Annotated in this window: 18 protein-coding genes and 1 pseudogene; 6 read left to right on the top strand and 13 right to left on the bottom strand. The window is 74.2% G+C overall.

From position 1 onward, the window contains the following. Positions 1–12 precede the first annotated feature (12 nt). A complete protein-coding gene (locus ACGRHY_RS01050; RefSeq protein WP_394633493.1) occupies positions 13–993 on the top strand; it encodes an RluA family pseudouridine synthase in 981 nt (326 codons plus the stop codon). Between the two features lie 80 nt (positions 994–1073). Then, entirely contained in the window at positions 1074–1763 is a 690-nt protein-coding gene (locus ACGRHY_RS01045) for an HAD family hydrolase (protein ID WP_394633492.1), read from the top strand. Between the two features lie 367 nt (positions 1764–2130). Here the strand turns inward: ACGRHY_RS01045 and ACGRHY_RS01040 are convergent, their stop codons facing one another. The 3 genes from ACGRHY_RS01040 to ACGRHY_RS01030 form a co-directional block, all read right to left on the bottom strand. Further along, on the bottom strand, positions 2131–2760 hold the full coding sequence (locus ACGRHY_RS01040) for an acetoacetate decarboxylase family protein (RefSeq protein ID WP_394633491.1): 630 nt from the start codon (positions 2758–2760) through the stop codon (positions 2131–2133). 146 nt (positions 2761–2906) lie between these two features. Continuing rightward, positions 2907–3122, bottom strand: coding sequence for a hypothetical protein (locus tag ACGRHY_RS01035; RefSeq protein ID WP_394633490.1), 216 nt, complete (start codon positions 3120–3122; stop codon positions 2907–2909). A 683-nt stretch (positions 3123–3805) separates the two neighbouring features. Then, positions 3806–4867: a P1 family peptidase gene (locus tag ACGRHY_RS01030; RefSeq protein WP_394633489.1), complete on the bottom strand. Its 1062-nt coding sequence runs from the start codon at positions 4865–4867 to the stop codon at positions 3806–3808. 524 nt (positions 4868–5391) lie between these two features. Here ACGRHY_RS01030 and ACGRHY_RS01025 point away from each other — a divergent pair. Together ACGRHY_RS01025 and ACGRHY_RS30235 are read left to right on the top strand one after the other, a co-directional pair. Next, positions 5392–6327, top strand: a complete 936-nt coding sequence (locus tag ACGRHY_RS01025; RefSeq protein WP_394633488.1) for a PP2C family protein-serine/threonine phosphatase — start codon at positions 5392–5394, stop codon at positions 6325–6327. Positions 6328–6439: 112 nt separating this feature from the next. Beyond that, positions 6440–6593, top strand: a pseudogene (locus ACGRHY_RS30235) (GNAT family N-acetyltransferase); the annotation flags it as partial. Between the two features lie 268 nt (positions 6594–6861). Here the strand turns inward: ACGRHY_RS30235 and ACGRHY_RS01015 are convergent. The 10 genes from ACGRHY_RS01015 to ACGRHY_RS00970 form a co-directional block, all read right to left on the bottom strand. Beyond that, a complete protein-coding gene (locus ACGRHY_RS01015) occupies positions 6862–7791 on the bottom strand; it encodes a pentapeptide repeat-containing protein (protein ID WP_394633486.1) in 930 nt (309 codons plus the stop codon). Between the two features lie 123 nt (positions 7792–7914). Next, a complete protein-coding gene (locus tag ACGRHY_RS01010; protein WP_394633485.1) occupies positions 7915–8046 on the bottom strand; it encodes a DUF6893 family small protein in 132 nt (43 codons plus the stop codon). Next, entirely contained in the window at positions 8043–8843 is an 801-nt protein-coding gene (locus ACGRHY_RS01005; RefSeq protein WP_394633484.1) for a hydrogenase maturation protease, read from the bottom strand. The genes ACGRHY_RS01010 and ACGRHY_RS01005 overlap by 4 nt, the downstream gene beginning before the upstream one ends. Next, positions 8840–9970 carry a hypothetical protein gene (locus ACGRHY_RS01000; RefSeq protein WP_394633483.1) on the bottom strand — a complete coding sequence of 377 codons (1131 nt, stop codon included), beginning with the start codon at positions 9968–9970 and terminating at the stop codon, positions 8840–8842. Before ACGRHY_RS01000 ends, ACGRHY_RS01005 begins: the two co-directional genes overlap by 4 nt. Further along, complete coding sequence (locus ACGRHY_RS00995; RefSeq protein WP_394633482.1) at positions 9958–10722, bottom strand: DUF6084 family protein; 765 nt, start codon at positions 10720–10722, stop codon at positions 9958–9960. The genes ACGRHY_RS01000 and ACGRHY_RS00995 overlap by 13 nt, the downstream gene beginning before the upstream one ends. Further along, positions 10719–10928 carry a hypothetical protein gene (locus ACGRHY_RS00990; protein WP_394633481.1) on the bottom strand — a complete coding sequence of 70 codons (210 nt, stop codon included), beginning with the start codon at positions 10926–10928 and terminating at the stop codon, positions 10719–10721. The genes ACGRHY_RS00995 and ACGRHY_RS00990 overlap by 4 nt, the downstream gene beginning before the upstream one ends. Before the next feature lie 10 nt (positions 10929–10938). Further along, complete coding sequence (locus ACGRHY_RS00985) at positions 10939–11649, bottom strand: DUF5947 family protein (RefSeq protein WP_394633480.1); 711 nt, start codon at positions 11647–11649, stop codon at positions 10939–10941. Positions 11650–11655: 6 nt separating this feature from the next. Next, complete coding sequence (locus ACGRHY_RS00980; RefSeq protein WP_394633479.1) at positions 11656–12231, bottom strand: NifU-related iron-sulfur-binding protein; 576 nt, start codon at positions 12229–12231, stop codon at positions 11656–11658. 13 nt (positions 12232–12244) lie between these two features. Then, positions 12245–14032: a nickel-dependent hydrogenase large subunit gene (locus tag ACGRHY_RS00975; RefSeq protein WP_394633478.1), complete on the bottom strand. Its 1788-nt coding sequence runs from the start codon at positions 14030–14032 to the stop codon at positions 12245–12247. A gap of 55 nt (positions 14033–14087) precedes the next feature. After that, a complete protein-coding gene (locus tag ACGRHY_RS00970; RefSeq protein WP_394633477.1) occupies positions 14088–15140 on the bottom strand; it encodes an NADH-quinone oxidoreductase subunit B family protein in 1053 nt (350 codons plus the stop codon). Between the two features lie 278 nt (positions 15141–15418). Between ACGRHY_RS00970 and hypA the strand changes: the two genes are divergently transcribed. Further along, on the top strand, positions 15419–15826 hold the full coding sequence (gene hypA / locus ACGRHY_RS00965) for a hydrogenase maturation nickel metallochaperone HypA (RefSeq protein WP_394633476.1): 408 nt from the start codon (positions 15419–15421) through the stop codon (positions 15824–15826). Then, entirely contained in the window at positions 15826–16641 is an 816-nt protein-coding gene (gene hypB, locus ACGRHY_RS00960; protein ID WP_394633475.1) for a hydrogenase nickel incorporation protein HypB, read from the top strand. The genes hypA and hypB overlap by 1 nt, the downstream gene beginning before the upstream one ends. Positions 16642–16666 lie beyond the last annotated feature (25 nt).

The following is a 16666-nucleotide window of genomic DNA, read 5'->3' as shown; positions in this document are numbered from 1 at the left end:
CTTGCCCCCGAGATGAGACGCAGACGCACCGTGCCGCCCTCCCCCCTGCCGCAGCGCCACGGGATCGACCCCGTCCGCCTCAGGCTGCCCGAGGACGACCGCTGGGAGACGGTCCGTGACCACCTGGTCGACCGCCTGTCCGCGGTGGAGCCGGCCCTGGTCGACACCATGCTGCGCGAGGGCGCCGTCTGGTGCGCGGACGGCCCGCTGGCGCCCGGCGCCCCGTACCGGCCGGGGGCCTACCTGTGGTTCCACCGGGAGCTGCCCGACGAGGTGCCGGTGCCGTACGCGGTGGAGGTGCTGTACCGCGACGACGTCCTGGTCGTCGCGGACAAGCCGCACTTCCTGGCCACCACACCGCGCGGCCGGCACGTCACCGAGACCGCGCTGGCCCGGCTCCGCCGCGACCTGGGACTGCCCGAGCTCAGCCCGGCCCACCGGCTGGACCGGCTCACCGCGGGCGTGGTGATGTTCACCGTCCGCCCCGAGCACCGTGCCGCCTACCAGGGCCTCTTCCAGGACCGGCGGGTGCACAAGGAGTACGAGGCCGTGGCGCCCCACGACCCGGGCCTGGAGCTGCCGCGCACGGTGCGCAGCCGGATCGTCAAGGAGCGCGGGGTCATCGCCGCGCGGGAGGTGCCGGGCGAGCCCGACAGCGCCAGTCGCATCGAGCTGGTCGAGCACCGCGGCGGACTCGGCCGCTACCGGCTGGTGCCGATGACCGGCCGCACCCACCAGCTGCGCCTGCACATGAGTTCCCTGGGCGTCCCCCTCCTGGGCGATCCGGTCTACCCGGCGGTCACCGACCCCGCCCCGGACGATTTCGGCCGTCCCCTCCAACTGCTTTCCAGATCGCTGGAGTTCACCGACCCGGTCACCGGCCGCGCGCGCCGCTTCACCAGCCACCGCCGGCTGTCCGCCTGGGACTCCCACCAGGAGTGGGCCGCCGGGGGCGGAGCCCGGGAGGCGGGCGGCGCACGTCCGTCCGGGTGATCGCACGTCCCGCGGCCGGGGAGTTCCGGGCCGACCGGGAAGACGGTCCCGGAAGGCGAACCGGTGGAAAGGGGCTGCGGATGAGCGGCGACGGAACGGGAAGGGCCGTGCTCTTCGACGTGGACGGCACTTTGGTGGACACCACCTACCTGCACACCGTGGCCTGGTGGGAGGCGCTGCGGCAGGCGGGCCGCCGGGTGCCGATGTCGGAGATCCACCGGACCATCGGCATGGGAAGCGACCAGCTCCTCGCCCGTTTCCTCGGCGAGGACCACGATCCGGATGAGGCCGCCTCCGTCAGCGCCGCCCACCACACCCTGTACGCCGAGTACTGGCCGCGGCTGGCCCCGCTGGACGGAGCCGCCGAACTGCTGAGGGCCTGCGCCGACCGCGGCTGGACGGTCGTGCTGGCCAGCTCCGCGCGCGGCGACGAACTGGAGGCGATGCGGCGCGCTGTGGGCGCGGACGAGGCGGTGACCGCCGCTACCAGCTCCGACGACGTGGAGGCCAGCAAACCCGCGCCCGACCTGGTGCGCTCCGCGCTCGACCAGGCACAGGTCGCCCCGGACCGGGCCGTCTTCGTCGGCGACACCGTGTGGGACGTGGCGGCGTGCCGGCGGGCGGGCGTGCCCTGCGTGGGAGTGCTCTCGGGCGGCATCACCCGGCGGGAGCTGGAGGAGGCGGGCGCGGCGGAGGTCTACGAGAACCCCGCGGACCTGCTGGCCCACCTCGACGCCGCCCTGCTCGCCCGCCGGTCCCGCAGGGGCTGAGCCCCGTCCGCTTCCCGCTTCCGCAAAACCCGGAAGCGGAGTCCCCGCAGAGGCCGCCGGAGGTTCTCCGCCGCTCCCGGGGAAGGGCACCCGTCCACCGCTGTCCCCGGTGACCGGAACCCCGACCCCGATGATGGCGGGGAGGGCCGCGGTCCCCGTCAGCCGCACCCCGCCCGCGTCCTGTCCGGCGCGGCGCCGCCGCTTCCCGCCGTGCGAGGCGCGACCCCCGCCGGAGCCCGGGCGACCGGACGATGCCCCCAGCGGCCCGCCCTGCGCAGGATCCACCGGGCCTGCGACGGCCCTGCCGTCCAGCGTGGGCCGACCGCCCTGGTGAAGGCGTCGGGCAAGCAGCCGCCGTGACCGGCGGTCAGCAGCGCACCGGTCCGGGGACGGTCATGCGGAAGGGGCGTACGGCCAACGAGATCCGGGCTGTGGTGCGCTCCAGGGGCGGAAGCCGGTCCGACCACGAGGTGACCGCCAACTTCCCGGGGCGCGGGGATCCCACCAGGCGGGCCGGAATGAACAGCCGTCGCCCGGCCGAGCCGGAGAAGCCCGGCAGGGGCAGCGGGAAGGCCGGGAACCGGAGCCTTCCCGGGGTGAAGGCCAGCCCGGCGACCGGGCCTTCGTGGTCGGTGACGTACACCGAGCGGTCCGTCCATGTGAACGAGGCGAGCTGCTTGGGCAGGCCCCAGATCTCCCGGCCGCCCCGCACCGACGCGGCGTCGCTGACCCAGATGCGGTCGATCAGCAGCCCGGCGCGGCGGCCGCGCCGGACCAGGGGCCCCATGGCCAGTTCGTCGTAGACCAGGGTGCCCTCCCGGTAGCGGACGAGCCCGACCGCCAGCAGGGAGGCGCCGGCCGGCGGGCGGAGGTCCGGCGGCACGGGCAGCCGGCCGCGTACCGGCAGGAGCGCCGCCCACAGACGCCCCCGGAAGGTCCAGGGGGCGGGAGAGTACGGGGGGAGCGGCCCACCCGGGGCGGGGGCGGAATCCGGCATGTTCCACGGCTCCTTCCTGGCACGGCCGGCGGTGCGGGGACGGTACCCCGTGCGCGTCGGGGCATGCGGGAGGGGCGGGCCCACAACGGCGGGTGGGTGCCCCGCGGCCCGGCCGCGGGGCACCCACCCGGGATGCCGTCGAGTGATTACTCCGTCATGGTGGCGTTGCTGGTCATGCAGCCCTTGGTCTGGCTGCCCGCACTCGGGAGCAGACCGCCCAGCAGGCCGGGGTTGACGTGCTCGGAGCACATCTGGACGCCCGACTCGGGGCTGGCCGAGGCGGCGGTGGCGGTGGGGGCGGCGGTGAACAGGGCGCAGCAGAGACCGGCACCGACCGCGGACATGCGGACAAGACGACGCATGGGATCAATCTCCTTCGAGACGTTGGGGGACTTCCACCGTGCCCCCGGCGCGGCCCGGCCGCGCGGCGGCCTGCTGCATTCGGCCTCCCACGTCACCCGCGGGAATTTGTCGATCTGTCGTCACATCGCCCTGTCTTCCTGCGGAGGGCTGTTTGGAGTGCGGTCCGGAGCGTCGCCCGGGGCGCGGTCCGCAAGACCTTCCGGAGGCCGGGGATCGTCCCCGGCACCGGACGGACGGCGGCCGCCTCGTGCGGGTCCCTGGCGGGCCCGCCGGGCGGCGCGTCCTCCCCCCGGGCCCGGCTTCCTCGTCCAAGGCGAGCCGGAGTCGGGGTGTCTCGGCTCGTTTGGGGGCCGGCCGGGGAAGGGAGGAGCCGGTGGCCGGTCTGTGCGGGGGAGGGACACCCGGCCGCCGGCGGCGTCAGCGCGCGGAACCCCGCTGACCGCTGTGACTCCCTTGCGGGTTGTGTCCTTCGCGTACCCGCCGTTCACGGCGGCACGCATGAAGACGGCGCCCCATGCCGAGCAGGCGGTACGGGCCCCGCCCGGGCGGCGGTTCACACCGTCGCGGTGCGGGGCCGGTTCGGTCGTCGTGGTGTGCTGACCTCTCCGGGGGCGGCGTGCCCGGGACGCGTGCCCCCCTTTTCCCGTGCTGCCCCGGGCCGCCGCACGCCGCACGCCGGCCGTCACGCGCCGGACGAAGGAGCCCTCCCGGCGAGCCCGCGCAGCCGGTCCAACGGCACCGCGGGCACCGTACGGCCCAGCCGGCCGGTCGTGGTGACCGCCGCGCACAGGGCGTTGAGCACCGACTCCTCGACCGCCCGCAGGACCGCACCGAACAGCGGGTCGAGGCAGCGGTCGGGCACCGCCGCCGGTACGCCGCCGCGCAGGGGGGAGGTGCTGAACGCGAGTCCGTAGTCCCCGCTGCCGTGGCCGTAGGAGGCGCCCACCCGGCCCAGGGCGAACACCGCGCGCCGGGCCAGCCGGCCCAACTGCCGTGCGTCCAGCGTGGCGTCGGTCGCGACGACCACCATGCACGAGCCGTCCTCACCGGGCCCCGGGTCCGTGGGCGGGCCGGAGGGGGCCGGAAGGACGGCGGCACCGGAGATCCGCAGCGTGCCGCCGAAGTTGGCCTGTGTCAGCACGCCCACCCAGGCCTGGCCCGCCGACTCCAGCGCGACCCGCCGGGAGGCGGTGCCGACCCCCGCCTTGAACCCCAGCGCGCAGGTGCCCGTTCCCGCGCCGACGCACCCTTCGGCCACCGGCCCGCCCGCGGCCCCCTCGATCGCGGCCAGCACGTGCTCCTCGCGCACCGGCCGGGACCTGATGTCGGAGAGGTACCCGTCGTTGCACTCGCCGACCACCGGGTTGAAGGAGAGCACCCCGGAGTGCTCGGGGCGGGCGAGCATCCAGCTCACCACGGCGTCCGCGGCGCGGAAGGCACAGAGGGTGGAGGTGAGGACGACCGGCGACTCCAACTGCCCCAGCTCGGCGAGCTGAGTGGCGCCGACCAGCTTGCCGTAGCCGTTCGCGGTGAACAGCGCGGCGGGCAGTGCGGTGCCGCCGGGGTGGGGCCCGATGCCCGCCGGGACGACCGCGGTCACCCCGGTGTGCACATCGGGCGGCCTGCGGACGGTGGTGTGCCCGACGGCGACGCCGGGCACGTCGGTGATCGCGTTGTACGGGCCGGGTTCGTCGCCGTCCGCCACGATCCCCAGCTCCCGCGCCCGTCGGGAATAGTGTGCCATGCGCCGCCCTTCCGATCGTCTCCCGCCGCAGGACCCAGTGTCCGCGGCGATCAGGGTCCCATCCGGAGGACCACCGCGTGCGTCAGCGGTTCCCCGGCCCGCGGCCTCACGCCCCGGCGTGTCGGGGTACGGCGCGCGTGCGCACGGGTGACGCGGTGTGCGAATGGCCCGGTGCGGCCGGGAGATGGGGCAGGGTGGGGAGACCGGGTCCGTCCCGCGCGGCACGGACCCTTCCGGTGGAACCCGAGCACGAGAGGTACGGGAAGCAACGGTGCGCGGCCCTGATCCCCCGGCGGAGCGCGGTCGGCCGGGACCCGGAGGAGGGGGTACGCCCCTCCGAGCCTCGGTTCCCGGACGCTGGCGGCGCTGCTCGTCGTCGTGACGCTGCTGGTGGTGGTGTCCGACTACCTGACCGACCGGGGTCTCGGTCTGGCCCCCTGCTGATCTTCCTGCCCGCCTTCGTCGCGGGCCGCGGTACGGCGCGGCAGACCGCCGTCGCCGCCGCGTGGGTCGTTCTCGTCCTGGTGGGGCTGCTGGTCTACGACCCGTTCCAGACGGTCTCCGCCAACCTCGTGGTGGTCGCCTTCACCGCGGTGCTGGGCGGACTGAGCGTCACCGGGGCCTGGCAGCGCGGCCGCAGGGACGCGGAGATCACCCGGCTGCGTTCGGCCGCCGCCGCGCTGCAGCGCCAGATCCTGCGCCCTCTCCCACTGCTCACCGACCGGCTCCTGGCCGACGGCGTGTACGAGCCGGTGGAGGAGGACAGCAGGGGCGGCGGCGACATCTACGAGGTCATGGCCTCGCCGTACGGCACCCGGGTGCTCATCGCCGACGTCCAGGGCAAGGGGCTGCCCGCCATCGGGACGGCCTTCGCGGTACTGGGCGCGTTCCGGGAGGCCGCCGGCCGGGAGCCGGAACTCACCGCGGTCGTGGAGGCCCTGGAGGACGCGGTCGTCCGGCACAACGCCTTCGAGGCGCGTACCGGGGAGCCCGAACGCTTCGTCACCGCCCTCGTCCTGAACGCCGACGGCGGCAGGGACGTCCGGGTGGTGGACTGCGGCCACATCCCGCCGTACCTGCTGGGCCGGGAGCGGACCGGGCCGTCGGTCCGGCCGGTCCCGCTGCGGAACTCCGGGGTGCCCCTCGGCCTGGGCTCCCTCGCGCCGAAGTCCCGAGCCGTCGAACGGTTCGGTCTTCCGCCCGACGCCATGCTGCTGCTCTGCACGGACGGCGTCACCGAGGCGCGCGACTCCTCCGGTTCCTTCTTCCCCCTGGAGGAACGCCTGGCCGGGTGGGTGGACGCCTCTCCCCGCGAGGTGGCCGCGGGCCTGCTGGACCAGTTGGTGGTCCACACCGGGGGCAGCCCGGCGGACGACATCGCCCTTCTGGTCCTGCGCAGGAGCGCGCCGCCGGCGCCGGACCGCGAGGCTTCCTCCTCCTCCGGCGGCGGCGGGCCCTGACCCCGGCCGCCGGTTCCCGTTAGGCGGTGTGCAGGCCGGCCCGGGCCGCGGCCGGGCCGGCGGCGTCGGGGCGGGGGCCGAGCCACTCGCACAGCAGGACGGTCACGTCGTCCTGGAGCCGTCCGCCGCGGTGGCCGAGGTGTGGCTGCGTTCCTTCACCGCGGCGCTTCCCGGCGTCCGCCGGGCGCACGATGACGAGCAGGTGAGGGCCTGGTTCCGGGAGGTGGTCGTACCGCTTGGTGAGACGTGGGTGGCCGTCCCCGGCGCGCACTTCGCCGCTCTGCCGGAGGGCCGGCCGGTCGGGCAGGCAGGCGGTGTCGCGGAACCGGGCGGGAGCGCGGCCGAGCCGGTCTCTATGTGGGTCGGCCCGGGTGCGCGGGGCCGGGGCGCGGGCGACGCGCACGCCGCGGCCCTCTGCCACCGCCATGGTTTCGAGGACGTGGGTCCGGTCGGCGACGAGCTGCCCGACGGCCGTCGGGAGCATGTCATGGTCAAACCGCTCGTTCGCGGCTGAGAGTCGTAGGCGTGGGGTCCTCAGCTCCCGCCCCGCGCGGCGGACTGCCAGTGCGCGGGACGGGAGAGCCGCCGGGGCAGCCTGGTCCGGGCGTCTCCCCGGGCCGCGTCGACCTGCGGCTGGGTGAGGAAGACGCTGCCGGTCAGATCGGCTCCCCGGAGGTCGGCGTCCCGCAGGTCCGCGCCGATCAGGTCCGCCGTACGCAGGTCGGCGCCGCGCAGATCGGCGGCGATGAGGTACGCCCCGCGCAGGTCGGCGCCGCGCAGGTCGGCGCCCTTGAGACGGGCCCCCATCAGATCGGCCCGGCGGTGGCTTCGGCGGCTCCCGCGGTGGCCGGGGACGGTGGCCCGCACCAGTTCGCTGGTGCGCAGCAGCAGTTCGTCGACCCCGCGGCGGATCCCCGCCACGTCCAGGTGCGCGAGCTCGCTCGCGTCGGCGCGGGTGAGGCGGCCGACCTCGTCCAGCGTCCGGCGCAGTTCGCGGCGCAGCGGGCGGGCCGGCGGCAGTTCCAGCGCCTCGGACAGGTACCACAGGAACTCGTGGAGCTGCCGCATGACGGGGAAGACCTCGAACATCCGCCGGGCGGTGCGGGGGTCCCCGCGCCAGTGCCGGCCGCCGAAGGTGACCTGGGAGACCTTCTGGCCCGCGCCGAAGCACTCGAAGACGGTGCAGCCGGAGAAGCCCTCCTGCCGCAGCCGGGAGTGGATGCCGCAGCGGAAGTCCTCCCGCAGGTTCCCGCACGGCTGCCCGGCGTCCTTGCCGACGGCGAAGTCCGCCGAGGGGGCGAAGGGCAGTGCGACGCAGCACAGCGCGAAGCAGGAGGCGCAGTCGGACCGCAGTTCCGGATCCGGGGCGGAGGCCGGAGCGCGGTGCGGCGCGGGCCGCCGCCCCGCGCGGTCCCGGCCGGCTGCGGGCGACTGCTGTCGCCCGGTAGGGGTTCTGGGGGACACCGGGTGCCTTCTCCTGCCGTACGGGAGGGCGCCGCCTGCCGGGCCCTGGAGCGGCCACCATTGTCCACCACCGGCAGGGGCACCGCGGGAGGGGCGGACACGCAGGCACATCCGCCGCGTCCGTCACATCGCCCTGATCCGCATGTACCGCACCAGGGAGGGCGCTTCCGCAACCGCGGTCGCCGCGGCGGCGGCCAGCAGGACGCCCACAGCGATGCGCACCACGGCGGCGGGAACGAAGACACCGTTCCTCATCGGGTCACCTCCTTCCCCGCGAGCAGTTCCCCCACCAGGGACTCCACCAGCCCGACGGCCTCGCCGACCGCCCGCCGCACTGGTTCGCTGAGCCCGACGGCGACGTCCGGCTCGTCTCCGCGCATGCGCACCAGCGGTTCGCAGCCGACGACCAGGACGCGCGGCAGCGCGGCGCCGTCGGACGCGAGCCGCCGGGCCAGGGCCAGCGTCCTGACCGGGTCCATGGCGTGGACCTCGGGCGCGGCGTTGGCGTCGTCGAGGGCGTCGGCGTCCGGCTCGATGACCGACACCGTGCCGGGCGGCTGCCCGTGGGGCGCGGCGTCGACCAGTACAGCCGTTCCGTACCCCTCCAGCAGCCGGTAGGCCAGGTCCATCCCGCGGATGCCGAAGTCCGCGACGTGGACGCCGTCGGGCAGGGGCCGGTCGCGCAGCGCTTCGGCCACCGCGGGGCCGAACCCGTCGTCGGCGAGGAAGACGTTGCCGATTCCGGCCACCAGGATCCGGTCGGGGGGCGCGGCCGGTTCCCCGGGCGGTCCGGCCGGTTCCAGCTCCTCGGGGGAGAAGAAGAAGCGGTGTCCCATCTGCCCGCTGGTACCGAAGTCGATCCCCGCCGGGTCGTCGTCGAGGACCACCGCGACGTGGGTGCGGCCCTCCATGTCCTCCTCGACCGCGTCGATCTCGGCGGTGCGCCCGGTGAGGGCGAGGTCGAGGATGTCGGCGCCGGGGGAGGGGCGCAGCCGTACCCGGCCGCCCCGCCCCAGCCGCACCCCGCCGACCAGTACCGTCCTGTCCCTCACGCCTCCTCCCCGACGGGCCGGAACTCGCGGATGGTGCCGTGCAGGGCGAGCAGTTCGTCGGGGCCCAGGCCCGCACAGCGGTCCAGGATCTCCCGGGCCCTGGGGTCGCAGGCCCGCGCCTCCCGCTTCTCCTCCTCGGTCAGACTCATCACGCCGAGGATCAGCAGCCGGTCGATCTCGGTGCCGTCGAACAGGTCGCCGGGGCTCTCGGGGGCCACCTCGGGGAAGTCGTACAGGGTGACGGGGGAGGACAGGACGGTGTGGGCGGACGACCCGTCACCCGCGCCGTACGCGCTGCCGCCGTCGGCGCCGTCACCGGTGCCGGTGTCGTCGTCCACGAGGACCGGCCAGGTGCCCTGGTTCTCGCACGCCGAGACCGCCTCCCGCAGCCGCCCGGGCGGGTCCAGGAGCGAGACGAAGCGCCCGGTTCGGCTGTGCAGCACGGTGTGGGTGGAGACGAAGGCGTAGGCGCAGGCCGCCTCCCGCGCGCCCCGGTCCACGGGGTCGGGCGCCGGGCACGGTGTGGTGTTCTCGACGCGCACGGTCAGCCGGAACACGCCGTCCGCGACGGGCTCGGCGCCGACCTCGACCATGCCGCTCAGCGCGTTCCACCGGCGGACGAGGGCGCCGGCGGTGCGGCCCGACGCGTCCAGGACCGGTTCGCGGTCGGTGCCGGCGGGGACGGCGACGGGGGCGCGCACCGTTCGGCCGAGGACGGCGTCCAGCCGCACGGGCACGGACACCTCGCGTTCGGTCGCCTCCTGCCAGGCGAGGTGGCGCTCGCCGTCCACCGTCAGTTCGTCCACGGCTTCGGGCCCGTCCGGACCCTGTCTGACCACACCGCGGTCGACGACGTGCAGGAACCGTACGCGCACCGACACCTCGGTGCGGTCGGCGGGGCGGCCGCCGGTTTCGAGCAGCACCTGGGTTCGCATCCGGTACGCCTCGCCCAGGGTGTCGGCGCACGATCGGGGGAAGACCCCGCCGAAGGTCCAGCGTTTGGTGTTCTTCAGCGCGGATCTGCGGTACGGCCAGAGCAGGTAGCCCTCGTACAGGCAGGTGCGCACGATCTTCTCGGCCTTCCCCGCGGGCTCGGCCGTGCGCTCCGCCGGTGTCACGTCGTCCATGGTGCTCCGGTGGTCTCGGGTGTTCTGGGGGTGCCGGGGGCGTCCGAAGCGGCGGGGCAGGGGGCGCGCAGGCCGTCCACCCGGTCCAACAGGGCGCCGACGGCGTCGTCCAGGGTGCCCAGCGTCAGGCGGGCGCGATAGGCGTCGAGCCGGTCGTGGGTCTCGCGGGACAGCCGCAGCCAGGGGCTGCCGCCGCTGTAGCGGTCGACCAGTGTGTGCCACAGGGTGGCGGGCAACCGGTAGCCGGCGTCCTCGGCCCAGGAGATCTGGGCCGTTCTCAGACGGCCCTGACCGCCGTCGAAGAAGACCGTGCCGCTGAAGAGGAAGTCAAGCGGCACCTCCCCGTCGGGGACGGCGCGCAGGTACTTGGTGACGGCCAGTTCGGCGTCGCAGGTGCACGGCACCGTCAGGCCGATCGTGGTGGTCTCGTCGAACGGGGGGACCACCGCCGTGGTCCGGGTCCAGGCCAGCGGGCGCAGGGTGGTGGCCCATCGCTCCGGCTCGCCGAACAGCTCGGCCAGGGCCGCCCGCGCCCTCTGGTCGTAGCGGCGGCGGGTGACGTCGATCCTGATCGCGGTCGTCAGGCTGACCGAGCGGACCGGGCCGCCGCCGGTACGGGTGATCCCCACGTCGAACCGGATTGTGGGCACGGCGGCGTGGCGCTCGGGCTCCGCTGCTGCGACATCGAAGGAGAGGGCCGGGATGGCGTGCCGGAACGGAGCGCCGGCCGGCTTCGCGTGCGGCGCCGTCATGACGGGGAGAGGTTCGGCATCCCGGGCATCAACGGGTCGCGGTGCCCGGCGTTGACGCCCGTCGACCGGCGGGCCGTGGAGCGGTCACCGGGCAGGAGCCCGGGGGTCTTCCGGTAGGAGCCCTTCTGGTTGCCCTGCCTGGTGCCCTTGACGTGGGCCGCCCTGTCGGGCCTCACATCGGCCTTGCCTACGGCGATACGGGCCATGACGCCTCCTTCAGGTGGTGGACGGGAGGTCGGTGGTGGTCGGGTCGGTGGTCGGGCCGGTGTGCGGGGAGAGGCCGGGGGGTGGGTCGGGGGAGAGGCTTCGGAAGAAGTCCCCGACGTGCCGCCAGACCTCGGGCCCGCCGCCCAGCCCCTTCCAGTGGGTGCGTACGACGGCCGCCAGGCGGTAGCAGTCGTCCAGGGGGACGATCCACCGCTCCCGCGCGCCGTTCGCCAGGTTGACCAGGAGTGCCTCGACATCGTCGGCCATCGCCGCGACGGCCGGGGCGGACGCCTGGACCGCGCGCCAGCGTTCCGCCTCGACGGTGGAGCGCAGCAGACCCAGCGGACTGGGGTAGCCGGCCGTGACCTCGCCGCTCTCACCGTCGCGGGTGAAGAACGCCAGGCCGACCGGGACGCCGAGCAGGTCCCACAGCGCGTCGTCGGCCCCGTCCTCGTCCAGCCGGGTTCTGCACAGCGGCAGCAGCCGGTAGTGGGCGCCTCCGGCCTCCTTGCGGTCGAACAGCAGGGAGCAGGCGCGGCAGGCGCAGTGGACCTCGCCGGCGCGGACGTCCAGCAGGTGGCGGTGCCCCGCGGGCAGCGGCTCGGAGCACAGGTCGCACCGCTCCTGCCCGGGCGGGCCGCCGTCCGCTCCCGGTCCGCGAAGACGGGCCGGGCGGTGGGCCAGCCGCCGCAGCCGGGGTGTGGTGATGGGGGCGGGCACGTCGGCTCACCCGTCTCGTTCGGTGGCGAGGGCGGGGCGGCGGAAGAGGTCGTCCACCGGGATGAGGGCGGTGGGCGCCCGGTCCGGGGCGGTCTCGACATCCACCTCCACCTGTTCGATCTCGGGCGCCGCGGCGGCCACCGCCTCGCGCACCGCCTGCTCCAGGGCCTGCGGGGAGGAGGAGCAGCCGCGCCCGGTGGCGCCGAGCCGGATGTGCGCCGCCGTCTGCGAGATCCCGGTCAGTCCCACCTCGTCCTCCCCGAGCCGCCGCCGCGACCGCAGGCCGGCCAGGGCGCGGCGCACCCGGGTCTCGGCCGTGTCGGGGTGGAGGCCGTGCACCAGCAGCAGATGGCCGACCAACTCGTCGCCGGCCAGCCGGCGCACCGCGTCGCCGCCGCCCCCCTCCTCTCGGCTCAGGTGATCCATGATCCGGGCCAGGCAGTCTCCGTAGAGGCCGACCAGGGTCTGGACGGTGTCGGTGGCGCGGGCGGCCGCCGCGCTGTCCGGCAGCGACTCCAGCGCGGACAGCAGTTCCTCGGCGCGGGCCGCCTGCCCGCGCGCGTACTCGTCGTCCCAGGGCATGTCCGGCCGCCCGCTACGAGACCTGGCCGAAGGTCGGCGAGTGGGTCTGGCGCAGGGTGCGCCCGCCGCCGAGGTACATGTGGACGCCGCACGGCAGGCAGGGGTCGAAGCTGCGCACGGTGCGCATGATGTCGATGCCCTTGAAATTGTCCGGCCCGTTCTCCTCGAACAGGGGGCAGCCCTGGACGGCGTCCTCGTACGGGCCGGGCGTGCCGTAGAAGTCGCGGGGGCTGGCGTTCCAGGGGGTCGGGGGGTAGGGGTGGTAGTTGGCGATCTTCTTGTCGCGGATCACCAGGTGGTGGGAGAGGACGCCGCGCACGGCCTCGTGGAAGCCCACGCCGATGCCCTCCTCGGGGACGTCGAACTCCTGGAAGACCCTGGTGCGCCCGGCCCGCACCTCCTCCATCGCCTTGTCGACGAAGTGCAGGGCCATCGCGGCGGCGTAGGCGACGAAGTACATCCGCGCCCGGTTGCGTTCGATGGTGTTGGGGAAGGGCGGCGGGGTCCACTCCAGCCGCGTCTCCGGCATGGCCGGGGTCTTCGGCAGGTCGATCTCGACGCTGCGCCCGGTGGAGCGGACATAGGGGGTGCGCACCTTCCCGGCCAGGGCGGTGGCCCACAGCCGGGCGATCGGGCCGCCGCCGGTGTCCAGGGCGAGGAAGTCGCTGGTCCGCCTGTCGTACCAGCGGGGGCTCATCACCCAGCTGTACCTGCCGCCGTCCAGGTCGCGCTTCTGGGGGGCGGGCAGGGTGGTCTGGTTCCACGGGTGGCGGGGGTCGACCGGGTTGCCCAGGGGGTCTTTCTCGACGTAGGTGTCCTCGCCGATCCAGTCCTCGTAGTAGGAGCTGCCCAGCAGGATCCGCATGCCCAGGTTGATGTCGACCAGGTCGGTGGTGACCAGTTCGCCGTCCACGACGATGCCGGGGGTGACGAACATGGCGTTGCCCCACTCGTTCATCGTCCGGTAGTCGTAGTCGACCACCTCCGGGTCCTGGAATGCGCCCCAGCAGCCCAGCAGCGTGCGGCGGCGGCCGACCTCCTCGTAGCCGGGCAGCGCCTCGTAGAAGAAGTCGAAGACGTCGTCGTTCATGGCAACGGCCCGCTTGACGAAGTCCATGCAGCGCATCAGCCGCACCAGGTAGTCGGTGAAGACCTGAGGGGTGGCCACGGTGCCGACGCCGCCGGGGTAGAGCGTGGAGGGGTGGACGTGCCGGCCCTCCATCAGGCAGCACATCTCGCGGGTGAGACGGCTCATGGTGAGGGCTTCCTTGTAGGTGGCGCCCTCGAAGGGGTTGTAGGAGCGCATGATGTCGGCGATCGTGCGGTGGCCGTGCACGTCGCCGCGCGGGGCCGCGGTCCGCTCGGCGCGCTCCAGGACGGACGGGTTGGTCTCCTTGACCATGCGCTCGCAGTAGTCGACGAAGACCATGTTGTCCTGGAAGATCGTGTGGTCGAACATGTACTCGGCGGCCTCGCCGAGGTTGATGATCCACTCGCCCAGGGGCGGCGTCTTCACCCCGTACGCCATGTTCTGCGCGTAGATCGAGCACACCGCGTGGTTGTCGCCGCAGATGCCGCAGATACGGCTGGTGATGAAGTGCGCGTCGCGGGGGTCCTTGCCCTTCATGAAGACGCTGTAGCCGCGGAAGATCGAGGACGTGCTCCGGCACTCGACGACCTCCCGGTTGGGGAAGTCGATCTTGGTGTAGATGCCCAGGTTGCCGATGATCCTGGTGATGGGGTCGAACGCCACCTCGGTGAGGGTGCGCTGCTCGACCGGGACGGTCTGGCTGGTCGTCACGGAGCGGTCCTTTCGAGCCTCTTCGGCGTCTTCGGCGCTGGTGTGCGGTTCGTCGTCACCGGCCCGACCACCGGGGGTCGTAGCCGGAGGTCAGCTCGGCGCGGTTGTGGCGCCACCTGGGCTCCTTGTTCACCGTGCGGTTGGTGATGGCGCGCAGGGAGCGAACCAGCGGCCCGTAGCTCCGGCTCAGCAGCCCGGAGGAGACGCTGCCCCCGGGGGGCTCGTCCATGAAGGGCATGAACTTGTCGGGGAAACCCGGCATGGTGCAGGCGATGCAGATGCCGCCGACGTTGGGGCAGCCGCCGACGCCGTCCATCCAGCCGCGCTTGGGGACGTTGCAGTTCACCACCGGGCCCCAGCAGCCGATCTTCACCTGGCACTTGGGGGAGTTGTAGTCCAGCGCGAAGTCGCCCTGCTCGTAGTAGGCCGCCCGGTCGCAGCCCTCGTGGACGGTCTTGCCGAACAGCCAGGTCGGCCGCAGTTGGTCGTCCAGCGGGATCGGCGGCGCGAGCCCGGCCGCCTGGTGCAGGACCCACAGCAGGGTCTCCATGAAGTTGTCCGGCTGCACCGGGCAGCCGGGCACGTTGACGATCGGCAGCCCGCCCGCGGAGCGGAAGTCCCAGCCCAGGTAGTCGGCCAGGCCCATGCAGCCGGTCGGGTTGCCCGCCATGGCGTGGATGCCGCCGTAGGTGGCGCAGGTGCCGATGGCCACCACCGCGTACGCCTTGTGCGCCAGGCGGTCGATCCACTGGTTGAGGGTGATCGGCTCGCCGGTGTCGGGGTCGTTGCCCATCGACGTCCAGTAGCCGTCCCCGTTGATGTTCTCGTTGGGGACGGAGCCCTCGACCACCAGGACGAACGGCCCCAGCTCGTCCTCGGCCGCCCGGCGGAAGGCGCGGGTGAAGTCCTCGCCGGTCTCGTAGGCCAGCACCTTGTTGTGCAGGTGGACCTTGGGGATGCCGGGGATCGCCCCGAGAACGACGTCCTCCAGACTCGGCAGCGTCGCGGCGGTGACCGAGACCGTGTCGCCGTCGCAGCTCATGCCCTCGGAGGTCCACAGGATGTGGACCTCGTCGACGCCGCCGGGGGCCAGCGTGTCGGTGCTCATGGAGCCTTCCTTCCCTGCGGGTGGCGGGGACCGGAGTCCGGGCCCGGGACGGACGGCTCGCCGCCCGTCCCGGGCCGCCGACCGTTCCACGAAGCGTGACATTTCCAACAAACCCCTACAACTCAAACGTGCCGTACCGGGGAAGCGCCTCCTCCGGACGCGCCCTCGCCTCCCGAGGGCGCCCGCCGCCGCCGTGCCTGGGCTGTACGGGGGAACTCGCCCGTAACCCGGACCGGCGGCCCCCGGGGAGCCGGAGCGGATGGCTAGCGTGACCCCCCATGCACGAGCTGTCGATCGCCGCCGCCGTGGTGGAGAGCGCACAGGACACCGCCCGCCGCCACGGCGCCTCCTCGGTGGAGGCGGTACGGCTGCGCGTGGGCGAACTGTCCGGTGTGGTCGCCGACGCGCTGCGGTTCTCCTTCGAGGTCGTCACCGAGGGCACGGAGCTCGCCGGCGCCGAACTCGTCATCGAGGACGTCCCCGCCCGCGCCCGCTGCACGGCCTGTGCGCTGGAGTTCGCCCCCGGCGCCCCGCTGCGGCTGTGGTGCCCGGAGTGCGGGGAGGGCGCGACGGAACTGGTGGCCGGACGGGAGCTGGAGGTCGTCGACGTCACGCTCCCACTGACCGGCGCGTCCTGCGACGGCGGTTCGGCGCCACAGGGGGAACGACAGGGAGGAGTCGCGTGATGTGCCGGGTCGTGGACGTGCGGCAGGCCGTACTGGCCAGGAACGACGGACTGGCGGCCGGGCTGCGCCGCGAACTGGACGGCCGGGGGATCACCGCCGTCAACCTGCTGTCCAGCCCGGGCAGCGGCAAGACCGCCCTGCTGGAACTCCTCCTGACCCGAGCCGCCGGGCGCGGGGTGCCGGCGGCGGCCCTCACCGCCGACCTGGCCACCGAGAACGACGCACGGCGGCTGGCCAGGTCCGGCGCGCCCGTCAGGCAGGTCCTCACCGGCGGGCTGTGCCACCTGGAGGCCGCCCAGATGCGCGGCCATCTGGAGGGCTGGCCGCCCGAGGGCACCCGGGTGCTGTTCGTGGAGAACGTGGGCAACCTGGTCTGCCCCGCCGCCTACGATCTGGGCGAGACGCTGCGGGTGGTGCTGATGTCGGTCACCGAGGGCGAGGACAAGCCGGTGAAGTACCCCACCGCCTTCGGTCTGGCGAACCTGGTGGTGCTGAGCAAGACCGACCTCGGCGAGGCCGCCGGATTCGACGGCGACGCCTTCGCCGAGAGCGTCGAGCGGGTCAACCCCGGGGTAGGGGTGCTGCACACCTCCGCCCGCACCGGACAGGGCGTCGACGCGCTCCTGGACAGGGTGCTGGCCGTGCGCGAGGGCGCCCGCCCCCACCGGCCCCCGCTCGCCGGGCGGCACCTGCGCGAACACCGCCATGAGCACGGCCATGAGCACCCGCACGGGCACCCCCGCGACCACGAGCACCCGCACGCGCACCCCGGCGGGGAAGGCGCGATCCCCGGTGCCGGCCTGTCCGCGCGGTAGCGGCGGGCAGGGAAGGGCAGGGAGG

It is taken from the genome of Streptomyces shinuiensis (assembly GCF_043660855.1).
GTDB lineage: Bacteria > Actinomycetota > Actinomycetes > Streptomycetales > Streptomycetaceae > Streptomyces.
Note: the sequence above shows the minus strand (reverse complement) of the source record. Positions and strands in the feature narration are given on the sequence as shown.